Below are 13,115 nucleotides of genomic sequence, written 5' to 3' on the forward strand. Positions count from 1 at the left end.
CATATTCCTCCTACTTTTATAACCTTTAATATAAATCTTTTACTAAAACATATCTTCTTAATCCACCATATTTTAATTTATCCTTTTCAACCCTATAGCCTAAAGCTTTGAAGGTATTCACACTATGTTTATTATATGGTGATGCAGTTGCACACATAATAGGTGTTTTATTTTCCTTTGCTATTTTCTCTAAATGCTGACAAAGAATCTTCTGAAGTCTATTTCCTCTAAACTCTTCTTTTACTATTGTTAACTCAACTTGTCCTACATTTAAAAGTTCCTCATCCTTAAGTCCTAAATCATGTCCATAATTATCCTCTTTTAACCCTACATTTCTATATACACCAACAGCAACTAATTCCTTAGTATCTTTAGTAACATACCCAATTGCTTTTCCTGTATTAAAATAATTAATAAATTCATCTTCACTTGAAGCAACATATAATTGTTTATCTTCTATTCCCTTCATAATATCTTCTTGAAGTTCAAGTATTTTACCAATATAACTTTTATCTAAAAACTTAAGCTCTGCTGATACCTTTGCTCCATCTTTTCTATTTAAATCTATTATTGAATTCATTAGTTTTCTCCTCACTTTAGGCATATTCAAAAAAAATAACAAGTCACTCTTTTGGTTTATTTTGTGTCATACTTCGTCAGCGAAACCTTGCAATAGATGGGCTATTCCGAGCCTTCACTTCATTGTCTGACGCAAAATATCCTCAAAATCTTCCACTTATTATTTTCTTTCATATGCCTTATGTTGTCAAAATTAAACCTATAAATATGTTTATGTTTTAAGTAAATATTGATATTTTAAAACATAACTATTTATTTAAATAACTCTTTTGCTTTTAGTGCTATTCTTTCTCCAAATATTCTTGCTATCTTATCTTCTTCTTCATTTCCATCTCCTATAGATACATGCCCTAAATGAATATATGGTTGTCCTAATGCAGAACCTCCAGAATACATTAACATCCCTTTAACCATAAAATGATTTATCATAGTCGTCATAGCCACATTAGCTCCTCCTCCAATATAGTGAGCAGTTGCAAATACAGCACCTAATTTACCTTCTAAATTACAATTTTTAGATTCATCTATCCATTTTTTCATTTGCCATGTCATATTTGCATAATATGTTGGTGTTCCAAATAGAACAGCCTTAGACTCATCTAAAAATTTATAGTCTATTTCATCTAGATTCATAGTTTTTACTTCAATATCATCAATAGTATTGATTCCTTCTTTAATGATCTCTGCTACCCTTTTAGTTTTACCTGTCTTGCTAAAATATAAAATTGATATTTTCATAAATTTATCCTCCCACCTCATATTAAGAAATTTTATTTGAACTTATATATTATTAATTATAACTCATTAATTGGAAAATAAAAAAATAACCTTAAGTAAATTATTCTGATATGCTCCTTCTATAGTAATGACAGTTTTATTATTTTAACTGTCCACTATAAAGTAAGCATATCATTCTAACAAAGGTTATTTTCTTATTATTTATGTAATTTCATAATATATTTCAATTATTATCCATGTTTTAAATAAATATGGATATTTTAGTATAAGAACGAACTGGAATTTGAATTTGCTTTATATTATAATATCAATACCGTTTTAAAACATAGATTAATTATTTTATTCTTTTATATTTTCTGTATTTAATCCTTTAATATGATAAAAATTCAAAATAATATCTGCCATTTCTTTAGGAGTTTTTTCCGCACCATCCTCAATCCATCTCTTTAGTACAAACCATAATCCCCCTGCTGAAAAATGATTAAAATAGCTATTTTCTGATACAAAGGTTAATTTTTTAAATTCTTTATTTGTTGCCATTGAATTTAAGTATTTTAAATGCAAATCAAGCAATATTAAATATACATTATTATCTATAAGATTTTTTAAAAATTCTTTACTTTTATACCAATATTCAAAATATGTAATAAGTAAATCATTTAGTGTTAATTCATTTTTAGCTGAAATTATTTTTATAAATTGATTGTATAATCCATCCACATAATATTCTAATATAGATTCCTTTGTTGCAAAATTTCTATAAATCGTTTGTCTCGCTAGTCCAACATTTTCTGCAATTTCTTTTAAAGTAATTTTATTATAAGGTTTTTTATCCATTAATTCTATTAATGAATTTACAATCCAGTTTTTTGATCTCAAAGTTATAGGATTAACTTTTTCTTTAAATTCACTCATTTGTAACCTTTCTTCTTCTTTGTACCACTTATTCCATAATATTGACTTCATACTTTACAATATTATATGATAAACATACAAGTGTTACAAGTGTACCTTTTGTAACATGAATAACATTTTTCGGAGGTGAACTCTATGCATAAAATAGCCGTTGTTGTAGATAGTACTGCTGTAATTGACAAGAAATTATTTGAAAATAATAAGAATTTATATTCACTACCACTTGAACTAATAATTGATGAGAAATCTTTTAAAGATGGAATAGATATAACTCCAAGCGAATTTTGTTCTAAAATGAATGAATGTATACATCTTCCAACCACTTCACAACCATCTATTGGAGATGTTTTAAAACTTTTTGAGGAAATAATAGATAAATATGATTACATTATATACATTACGATTAGCTCTAAATTGAGTGGTACATTTCAAACCGGAATAGTAGCTAAAAATCAAGTTTCAAATGATAAAATAATAGTTTTTGATTCTCTTTTTACATCAACTATTCAAAAACAGATGACAATAACAACATTAGAATTAATTAAAAATGGAAGTTCTATTGAAGATATTTTGAAAAATCTTCAATATATAAGGTCAAATTCAAAAATATATTTAGTAGTAGATGATTTATCTCATTTACGCAGAACTGGAAGAATATCTTTATCTGCCTCATCTTTTGGGAGATTACTAAATATAAAGCCAATTTTATCTTTTGAAGAAGGTGAAATAGTATTAAAAAACAAAGTAAGGACTATGAATAAAGTATATAATAATTTAATTGAACTAATAGAAAGTGAAAATTTAACTTCAAATTCAAAAATTATTATTGCTCATGCAAATGGTTATGATTCAGCATTAAAATTAAAAGAAAAAGTATTGGAAATATATCCTGAACATACAATCTTAATTGAAGAATTGTCACCTGTAATAAGTGTACATACAGGAAAGAGAAGTTTTGGAATATCGTGGATATACTAATATTATCTTAACTTTAATATAACTAAAAGGTTGTCTTAAGCTTTTAATTTGGACAACCTTTTAGTTATTTTTATTGTCTAAAGTTATATTAAAAATTCACTTAATTTTATCTATATCCGTTTTGTTTATCTATTGCCTCATCTTTAATTTCTGATCTCATAGCATTAAGGGCTTCTTCTCTTCTCTCATTTTTATCACTCAATGTCTTTTTCATCTTTTCATCATCTGTTTCTTCAATCATTTCATCTGCACGATGAATATTTTGAATGGTATTACTAATATTATGTTGAATTCTGTCTACATTATTTCTTCTATCATCTGCTTTGTTATACATAATTTTATCTCTCCTTTATTCTTTTAATTTATTTTTAATAAAGTATTCTATATTTAAATACTTTTCTTGTTTATTATCTGTTTAAATATGTTTATTATGTCTTAAAAAATTTTGTTTAATTTCTTATTATTTCAAATAATAGTAGTCATTTTTATATTTATCCCATAATATAAAATTTAAGATTTTAATTTCCTTGTATTTTAAAACTCTATAATTTCCTATATAAAAAAACAGCAGATAATTTTTTATTAAAATAAAATTATCCACTGTTTCTTGATATAACTAGTTGCCTTTATAATATGTTCAAAAAATTCAAAAAATATTCTTTTTATTTTTGGCTATGTTTTAAGTGAATGTTGATATTATAAAACATAGCGTTATTTTTTAATTACTTTGAATCCAATAATATAAAAACCTAATATTACGCTTCTTACTTACTTTATTGGCTTATATAATTTCAAACTCCTACCTTACTAATTATATATCTCTTTGTATTAGTAGTAATTGATAACACTTTATAATAATTTATATACTGAATCTCTTTACTCCTGATAAATCCAGAATTCTCTTATAACCAAATTTATATAGCAATACTACTCCAAATATTATTAATATTAAATTATATAACATTACGCCAATCCAATCTGTATCATTAATTCTTGTTAATATAAATAATTTAATTACATCGAAATCGATTATATTATTTAAACCCCACATTTTGAAAAAGACACCAGTAAGTATTACATAAAATATAGGGAATATATATGTTGTACACTTTCTACCAATTGCTGTTGTAAGCCCAATCATAAATGTTGAAAAAGCAATTGAAGATAGTACTGTTCCTAAAAGTATTATTATAATATATAATATTTTTGAAGTTTCATACAGCCCTATAAATGCACGCATTATGAATACTCCATTTCTAATATTTTCTCCAACCTCATTGTTAATTCCAAAAATTATAACAAAATATAAAATAAATATTCCATAACTCAATGTAAAAACAATTGAATTTATTAATGCATTAACTAGTAATTTAACTTTAAAATAAGTTTTTATATCTATTATTTCTAACAATTTATTCAAAAATCCTGATTCTTTATCCCTAATTATTGATGTAGAATATATAAATCCAGCTATAATTGGTGCTATAAAACATATATATGAAAATTGATGAATTCGTATAAAATAGTCTATTCCATCTACTCCTGGATACGAAAACTTTATTTCTTCTACATAAGGAATTATAAATAATGCTAAAATTATTAAAATGGAAATTATAGTTCTCCAAGATAATATATTCTTTTTAAATTCTAGCTTCAAATATGTTTTCATCCATACCCCTCCATTTATTAATATTTATCTGCTACTGCTCCTATTGTAGCTGCTTTAATATAATTTTTATCTTTTAAGGCTTTTAATGAATTTCTATCTCCACTCACGACTACTCCTATTATTTTTAAATCTTCTTTATTAATCTCACTTTTACCATTACTTAAAATATCAAATAGCTTTTGATATTCACTACTATAGTCTTTATTGTTTTTACATCTAGTAATTACATTTATAAAATCTTTTTCAGGATTTTCAAGTGATTTTCCTTCTCCATCTAAAGCTTTTATACCATGCACATCATATTCATCAAATATAAATTTATTTAATGAATCTTCACTATTTTCAGTAAAAGTATCAACCCAATACCAATTTAAAGTAATATTACTTGGAATCATATTTTTTACTTCTTCAAAATCATAAGCTTTATCAAATGATAATGATATCTCCATTAATTTATTACCTTCTATTTCATCAAGTTTCTTTAAATCATTTGTATAATTCTCATAATTTACTGATGGATCATAAAATTTCATTACCTTCTTACCGGCTTTATTATATGCTTGAGCTTCATTTAAATCTTTTTCTGATTTTCCAGATCTGTCAAACAAATAATTTTCTAGATCACCATAAATTCCATTTATTAAATACATATAGCTATATCCATCTTTATAACTTCCATCAATTATAGGTTTATTTCCTAAATATCTGTACCTAGTATAATCTAATTCTCCAACCATAATCCTGTCATCAACTTGTACACACCCTAAAAAAGCATTTGGCATAGCAATATTATACCAAGCTTCTAAATTATTCTGCTCTTTGTTACTTATTTCATTTAAAATAGTAGCATTTAACGAAAATACCACAAAGCTTGCAATAATAAATACCATTAAACTTACTATTGTAGTTCTTATTATTGAAAAGATTTTAGCTTTTTGAATTGTCTTATTAAAATTAGGTTTTTCTTTTATTTCAAATAATTCTCTTAATCTTTCATCATCGCTCTTCATATTTATCCCTCCATAATTTTTTAAATTGTTCTCTAGCTCTAAAAAGATAAGTTTTAACTGTATTTTCGTTTATCTCTAAAAGTTCTGCTATCTCTTTATAAGATAAGCACATGTCATATTTAAAGAACAAAAGATTTTTATGAATTTCACTAATAGAATTTAGAGTATCTAAAATTTCCTTCTTTCTTTCTTCATCTAATATAAAATCTTCAACTAGTTTTCTATCTGTTAAGCTTTCTTTAAATATTTCTTCATCAATATTCAAGTGAACATGTCTATTATTTTTTCTACATAAATCATAATATTTATTAATTGCTACCTTAAAAAGCCATGCTGAAACCTTATCAGTTTGTATACCATCAATATACTTTAGTGCCTTATAAAAAGTATCTTGAACTATATCTTCAGCACTATCTTGGTTACACCCAAGCTTAACTAAATACTTATATATGAGGTTCATTTTCTTCTTAAACATGTCATTAATTAATTCATTTCTCATCATTTCCTCCTCTCATAAAGTAAATTAGTTATCATCATTAGTTTTGAAATACTTCTGTTATTATGACGTTTTAAACATAAATATGTATACACTTATTTTACATTAAATAATAAATATACCAATTATTTATTAAAGAGCCCTTGTTCTTCTACATACTTGTTTTTATATTCATAGGATGTATCATAAATATTATTACTGAAATAAAAACTGGAACAAAAAAAAGAAGGAGATTGCCCTCATTATCTGGACTTAGTTCTCCTTCATGATTAAATAATTATTTAATATACTAACTTCTATTAATTTCATCAATTTAACTTGATTAATTATTATAATGCTAAAGTACAATTTTTTAGTTTCCTAAAAAACTAGAATTGTATTTATTAAAGTGCAAAAACATTATAGTAATCTATACTCAAGATTTTTACTTTCACCTGAATCCATATTTTTTATTTTTACTTCTCTCTTTTCTACCTCTTCTTCACCAATTAATATTACATCACTAACAGCTATTTTATTAGCATAATTCATTTTTTTCTTTAATGAATCTTCTTCAAAATAAACTGTAACTCTTTTCCCATTCTTCTGTAAATATCTCATTACTTCAGCACAATATTTAATTGTATCACCTATTGGTATTATTAAGTAATCTAACTTATTTTTCATCTCATATTTATCTATAAATCCTATCTCCTTTAAAACAAAAAATAATCTAGTTATCCCTATTGATATACCCACTCCAGGTAATATATTATTAGTATAATTTTCAGCTAAATTATCATATCTTCCTCCTGAACAAATAGAACCATATCCTTCATTTCCTGTTAATATAGTTTCAAAAACTGTTCCTGTATAATAATCTAAACCTCTTATAATCTTTAAATTTATTTCAAACTCTTCATCACCTACACCTAATATTGATAATATATAACAGACCTTATTTAATTCTTCTATTCCTTCAATAAAGTCTTTATTATCAATTTTAAGTTTTAAAAGCTCCCCTATTATTTCTTTATTAGTACCATTTATATCTAATACTTTATTAATATATTCACTTTTCTCAGCACCTATAAGACTCTTTAATTCCTTAGAAAACACCTCCTTACCTATCTTGTTATACTTATCTATTAATATCATAACTTCATTAGTTTTATCTATTTCTAATTCATTTAATATACCTTTTAATATCTTTCTATTACTTATTTGAAATCTATAATTATTTAATCCTATTGATTTAAAAGCTTTAGAAGCTAAGCTTATAACCCATGCATCATTATCTATACTTAACTTTCCTTTACCAATAACATCAATATCACATTGATAAAATTCTCTATATCTACCCTTTTGGTTTCTTTCGCCTCTATATACCTTTCCTATTTGATATCTTTTAAATGGAAAAACTAATTCATTATAATATTGAGCTACATATCTAGCAAATGGTACTGTTAAGTCAAATCTTAAAGCTAAGTTGTTCTTTCCTTTTTGAAAACTATATACTTGCTTTTCAGTTTCTCCTCCTGTCTTTGCAAGTAATACTTCTGCTTTTTCTATTATTGGCGTATCTATTGCTAAACATCCATTTTCTTCATATACCTTTGTTATCCTAGATACTATATCATTAAATATTTGTTGCTCATTTGGTAATAACTCCATAAATCCTGGCAGTATGCTTGGTTTTATAATATTTTTTTTCATTTTAATCACTCCTATGTATTTTTATATAGCAAAAGCCATGTAGGCATATATCCCACATGGCTCTAAATAAATTATGATTTCACTTAATTTATCATTACCTAGAGATACAAGCCTAATGCTGATAGACTTGTATCTGCTTTTTACAGACCAAGTCTCTAGTAATGATGATGTATTCTGTTTTGTTTACTAATATTAAGTGTTATCATAACTTTCCTCCTAAAATAATGTTACTAATATTATACATTTTAATTATTTAATATTCAATTCTCATGATAAAATTTATTAAATGAAAAAATTTCTAATTAAATTCTCTATATATAAACCTAAATAATACTTATTTGTGATACGATTCTCCATATCACTTGCAAGTCAAGTTTTTCCATTCTATTCTTATGTATACTTTCTACATAATTATGGTATAATTCTAAAGTAATATTTTGAAATCCGTAGTGAATGGCTACGTAGGTTTCGAACGTTTCCCTCAGTGGATTCCTTATACTACCCATAAAAATTATTAATCTTTATATCCATCCTGGACTATTGATGAACTATTTTACTATAACTAGTAGGTGGTATTGGGCATATTTGATACTTTTATAAAAATAAACATAAATAATTTAAATAACATTTCTATTCATCCCGCCAACTTGGAAGTTGTAAATCAAATATTGGAGTGAATATAAAATAATGTAGCTGATTGAGTATCATAGAAATATACAGAGTAATTATCAAATTTTTCATAATTTGAATTTCCGATTGCTTCTCCTTCTTTTGTTTTGATATAAATATAATCACCTGCAGAAATACACGCGTCATCAAAATCATATTCTTCGGTTCTATCTGCTGCATCCATCCATGATGCAAAGTTAGTAAAATATGAACTGATATTTTCTATATCATCATCTTTGACCGTTGAATAAGTGTTGTTTTTAAAAAACAAATCAGAAGATGCATCATAATAATATTTACAATAATCGGTATAATCCTGAAAACCATCTTCATCAAAGTGTTCGTCTTTACTTACATACCCATCTAAAATTCCTTTATCCGAAATGGAATAACAGCCACTTAAGCAAATAATCAATCCAATTAGCATAACTAATGTATATATTATTTTTTTCATTATTTGAACCCTACTTTCAAATTTTAATTTGTCTCTTACTTAATTTATTAGCTTTATTCATTATAAAATCTTTTGTAAATTAATTAATACTTATAATACACTTTTTCGCTTATAAAAGCACCATTAAGTAAGTTATACCCATGCCTAATGGTATAAACCTCATTTACTTGTGATATGGTTATCCATATCATATTCTAATATAATTTTAAAACATATTTATATAATTCCTATTATTGCTCTTATTTATAATTTAATTTAGAAATAGAAAAACAGTAGTTAATTCTGCATTAAAACAAAACTACCCTACTGTTTCTTTAATATAATTAGTTACATTTATAGTATATTAAAAAATATTCTTAGCATCTAACTTAACTTTTTGTTCTGTTATTTTAAGAAAAATTTCTAATAACTCCATCTTAGAAATTGCATAATCTAATATATCCTTCTCTACACGCTCTCTTTTATAGTAATCATGTGTATATCTATTTCTAAGTTTTATTGCAGAAATTAAAAACTTACTTAAATCATCATCGATAAATCCATATAAATTAGATTTTTTTATTAGTTCAATACCTGAATATCCATCCACATAATTTTCATTCATTACAAGATATGTTTCTGACATATCGATAATATACTCTGAAAAATCCTGAAAGTAACCTATTATCGCTCTTTTTATATAAACTGACTCTGTTAATTTATATTCCTTTATAGCTCCTTGCATAAGCTTTAATGTATCTTTAGCACTATTAAATTTTAAATTCAAACTTTCTTTCTTATATTTATAATATGCTGCTACCATGAGCCTCCTCCATTAATTTGTTATCTTTTTTTATTTTTTTTATTAGCCAATCATTTTCTCTTAAATATTTATTTATATATAATCTAAAATCAATTTCTTTAAAATCATTTACAATTAATTTATCATCACTATCTATATATTGTCTTGCAAAAATACTATCATAATCTCTCATATTAATAAATGTTAAATGTATTTTATCATATTTAAAATAAGATTCTAAAATAGGTTCTAATATTTCTTCTAAATCAAACTCATCCATTATATCTTGTCTTTTTTCCATTAAAACTAAAATATCTATGTCGCTTTTACCATTTATCCAATATTTAGTCCCATAACTACCAAATACAGCTAATGAAATTAAATTATCTATATTATTTATTTTTAAATCACTTAATAATTTCACCTTTATCCCTGCTTTCATAATACTTTAAGTTTTATATATTATTACCTTCATTATAACATAACATTAATTTAAATTATTTTTTAAAATATACCTTTTAAAATAATGTTGATATTATAATATAAGTATATACTTTCACTAAATTTCACTAAATTTCTTCCTTATATAATTCTAAAAAAAATAGCCTCAATATAAATGTTTATATTGAAGTTATTTTTTATAAATTTCATTAAGCTTACTAATAATATAATTAATATCATTTTTAATTATTATAACTCTACATATCCAAAGGACAATTTGCATTATTTTAAGAGATAAATAAATTTGCTATTATAACACCGTATATAATAGATGCATATGGATTAGAAGTTATTGGACATGATCCACTGGAACACCCAATTTTTTTATAATATAAATAACCTAATATTCCACCGATAATTGAAGCAATAATATGTTTTTCCATAATTTAAATTCTCCTATCTATATCTTATGTACATACTATATTAAATTAAATCTAAAATTTTTTATGTAACTTAATTACTAAAATATCTATTAAACTAGTTTATTATAAATTATATAAAAGCTTTGTATGTATATTTATTAATCAGTACTATTAACTAAAATGTGTAATTTATAAAAGACTGCTGCAAAACTTAAAACCTATATAAAAAATTCCTTACTAATGAATTTTAGTAAGGAATTTTTATAAGTGTGTGTGTATATGTGTATATTTTAAATTATTGTTTAATTTATTTTGTAGTTAAATATTCATCTATAGCTTCAGCAGCTTTTTTACCAGCTCCCATAGCAAGTATTACTGTTGCAGCACCTGTAACGGCATCTCCACCAGCATAAACACCTTCTTTAGTAGTTAATCCATTTTCATCAGCTACTATACATTGCCATTTATTAATATCTAATCCTTTAGTTGTTGAAGATATTAATGGGTTTGGTGATGTTCCAAGTGACATTATTACTGTATCTACATCCATAATAAATTCTGAACCTTCAACTTCAACTGGTCTTCTTCTTCCTGAAGCGTCAGCTTCTCCAAGTTCCATTTTAACGCACTTCATACCTTTAACCCATCCATTTTCATCTACTAAGATTTCTGTTGGATTTGTTAAAACGTCAAATATTACGCCTTCTTCTTTAGCATGATGTATTTCTTCTGCTCTTGCTGGAAGTTCTGCATCACTTCTTCTATATACTATATGAGATTCTGCTCCTAATCTTAAAGCAGTTCTTGCTGCATCCATAGCAACATTTCCTCCACCTACTATAGCAACTTTTTTACCAGCTCTAACAGGTGTATCATATCCTTCTTTGAAGGCTTTCATTAAGTTTACTCTTGTTAAGAATTCATTTGCTGAGAATACTCCATTTGCATTTTCTCCATCAATTCCCATGAATTTTGGAAGTCCAGCTCCTGATCCAATAAATACTGCATCAAAACTTTCTTCTTGCATTAATTCATCTATAGTTATTGTTCTTCCTATTATAACGTTAGTTTCAATTTTTACTCCTAACTTCTTTATGTTTTCAATTTCAGCTTTAACAACATCTTCTTTAGGTAATCTAAATTCAGGTATTCCATAAACTAAAACTCCACCTGCTTCATGAAGTGCTTCAAATATAGTTACATCGTATCCTTTTTTAGCTAAGTCTCCTGCACAAGTTAATCCTGCTGGACCACTTCCTATTACAGCTACTTTTTTACCTTTTGGTGCTTCAGTTACTGCTAAATCTATATTATTTTTTCTTGCCCAATCAGCTGTAAATTTTTCTAATTTACCTATAGCTACTGCTTCTCCTTTTATTCCAAGTACACAGTTACCTTCACATTGGCTTTCTTGTGGACATACTCTACCACATACAGCTGGAAGTGCACTATATTTAGCTATTTCTTTTGCTGCACTTTCAAAATCTCCAGTTTTAGCTTTTTCTATAAATCTAGGAATATTAATAGATACTGGACATCCTTCAACACATTTAGGATTTTTACAGTTTAAACATCTATTAGCTTCTTTTATTGCATCTTCTTCAGTATATCCTAAACATACTTCTTTAAAATTCTTAGCTCTCTTTTCTGGAGCTTGTTCTGTAACAGGTATTCTTTTCATTCTATCTTGCATGTTCATTATTTATCCCCCTTACAACCACAACCGCCGTGACTATGACTATTTCCTTCTTCAAGTTTAAGTTGTGCTTTTCCTTCTTGTGTTTTATACATTGCTTGTCTCCTCATTGACTCATCATAATTTACTAGATGTCCATCAAATTCTGGTCCATCAACACAAGCAAATTTAACTTCTCCTCCAACTGTAACTCTACAAGCACCACACATACCTGTACCATCTACCATTATTGGATTTAAGCTTACTGTAGTTGGGATTTCTAATTCTTTTGTTAAAGCTGCCATGAATTTCATCATTATCATTGGCCCTATAACTACAGCATGATCATATTTATTTCCTTTGTTAACTAACTCTTGTAAACAGTCAGTAACTCTACCATTGAATCCGTATGATCCATCATCAGTTGCAACATAAAGATTTCCTGCTACATTTTTCATTTCTTCTTCTAATATTAATAAATCTTTTGTTCTAGATCCAACTATAACATCTACATCTATTCCATTTTCATGCATCCATTTAACTTGAGGATAAACTGGTGCTGCACCAACTCCTCCAGCAATAAATATTAATTT

At 25.7% G+C, this 13,115-nt stretch carries 15 protein-coding genes; 1 reads left to right on the forward strand and 14 read right to left on the reverse strand.

From position 1 onward, the window contains the following. Positions 1-25: 25 nt before the first annotated feature. The 3 genes from KYD98_RS04480 to KYD98_RS04490 form a co-directional block, all read right to left on the reverse strand. On the reverse strand, positions 26-580 hold the full coding sequence (locus tag KYD98_RS04480) for a GNAT family N-acetyltransferase (protein ID WP_219778384.1): 555 nt from the start codon (positions 578-580) through the stop codon (positions 26-28). Between the two features lie 251 nt (positions 581-831). After that, a complete protein-coding gene (locus KYD98_RS04485; RefSeq protein ID WP_219778385.1) occupies positions 832-1,317 on the reverse strand; it encodes a flavodoxin family protein in 486 nt (161 codons plus the stop codon). A gap of 339 nt (positions 1,318-1,656) precedes the next feature. Then, a complete protein-coding gene (locus KYD98_RS04490) occupies positions 1,657-2,232 on the reverse strand; it encodes a TetR/AcrR family transcriptional regulator (RefSeq protein WP_219778386.1) in 576 nt (191 codons plus the stop codon). Positions 2,233-2,367: 135 nt separating this feature from the next. Here KYD98_RS04490 and fakB point away from each other — a divergent pair, with 135 nt between their 5' ends. Further along, on the forward strand, positions 2,368-3,210 hold the full coding sequence (fakB, locus tag KYD98_RS04495) for a DegV family protein (protein ID WP_219778387.1): 843 nt from the start codon (positions 2,368-2,370) through the stop codon (positions 3,208-3,210). A 106-nt stretch (positions 3,211-3,316) separates the two neighbouring features. On the opposite strand, the gene tlp is transcribed toward fakB, so the two are convergent. The 11 genes from tlp to KYD98_RS04550 form a co-directional block, all read right to left on the reverse strand. Continuing rightward, a complete protein-coding gene (tlp, locus tag KYD98_RS04500; protein WP_219778388.1) occupies positions 3,317-3,544 on the reverse strand; it encodes a small acid-soluble spore protein Tlp in 228 nt (75 codons plus the stop codon). Positions 3,545-4,069: 525 nt separating this feature from the next. After that, the gene (locus KYD98_RS04505) at positions 4,070-4,879 is read right to left on the reverse strand and encodes a hypothetical protein (protein ID WP_219778389.1); all 810 of its coding nucleotides are present in this window, start codon (positions 4,877-4,879) and stop codon (positions 4,070-4,072) included. 17 nt (positions 4,880-4,896) lie between these two features. Continuing rightward, positions 4,897-5,889 carry an anti sigma factor C-terminal domain-containing protein gene (locus KYD98_RS04510; protein WP_258049628.1) on the reverse strand — a complete coding sequence of 331 codons (993 nt, stop codon included), beginning with the start codon at positions 5,887-5,889 and terminating at the stop codon, positions 4,897-4,899. Further along, on the reverse strand, positions 5,876-6,388 hold the full coding sequence (locus KYD98_RS04515) for an RNA polymerase sigma factor (protein ID WP_219778390.1): 513 nt from the start codon (positions 6,386-6,388) through the stop codon (positions 5,876-5,878). Before KYD98_RS04515 ends, KYD98_RS04510 begins: the two co-directional genes overlap by 14 nt. Positions 6,389-6,784: 396 nt before the next feature. Further along, positions 6,785-8,080 carry a histidine--tRNA ligase gene (gene hisS / locus KYD98_RS04520; protein ID WP_219778391.1) on the reverse strand — a complete coding sequence of 432 codons (1,296 nt, stop codon included), beginning with the start codon at positions 8,078-8,080 and terminating at the stop codon, positions 6,785-6,787. Positions 8,081-8,741: 661 nt separating this feature from the next. Continuing rightward, a complete protein-coding gene (locus KYD98_RS04525) occupies positions 8,742-9,203 on the reverse strand; it encodes a hypothetical protein (RefSeq protein WP_219778392.1) in 462 nt (153 codons plus the stop codon). Between the two features lie 343 nt (positions 9,204-9,546). Beyond that, complete coding sequence (locus KYD98_RS04530) at positions 9,547-10,005, reverse strand: hypothetical protein (RefSeq protein WP_219778393.1); 459 nt, start codon at positions 10,003-10,005, stop codon at positions 9,547-9,549. Further along, positions 9,986-10,408: a nucleotidyltransferase domain-containing protein gene (locus KYD98_RS04535; RefSeq protein WP_219778394.1), complete on the reverse strand. Its 423-nt coding sequence runs from the start codon at positions 10,406-10,408 to the stop codon at positions 9,986-9,988. The genes KYD98_RS04530 and KYD98_RS04535 overlap by 20 nt, the downstream gene beginning before the upstream one ends. Positions 10,409-10,712: 304 nt before the next feature. Then, a complete protein-coding gene (locus tag KYD98_RS04540) occupies positions 10,713-10,868 on the reverse strand; it encodes a DUF6132 family protein (protein WP_219778395.1) in 156 nt (51 codons plus the stop codon). 286 nt (positions 10,869-11,154) lie between these two features. Then, positions 11,155-12,546: an NADPH-dependent glutamate synthase gene (gene gltA, locus KYD98_RS04545; RefSeq protein WP_219778396.1), complete on the reverse strand. Its 1,392-nt coding sequence runs from the start codon at positions 12,544-12,546 to the stop codon at positions 11,155-11,157. Next, positions 12,546-13,115 (reverse strand): sulfide/dihydroorotate dehydrogenase-like FAD/NAD-binding protein (locus KYD98_RS04550; protein ID WP_219778397.1); only part of this gene is annotated, 570 nt, incomplete at its 5' end. The genes gltA and KYD98_RS04550, both read right to left, overlap by 1 nt.

Source organism: Clostridium weizhouense (assembly GCF_019431045.1).
Taxonomy (GTDB): domain Bacteria; phylum Bacillota; class Clostridia; order Clostridiales; family Clostridiaceae; genus Clostridium; species Clostridium weizhouense.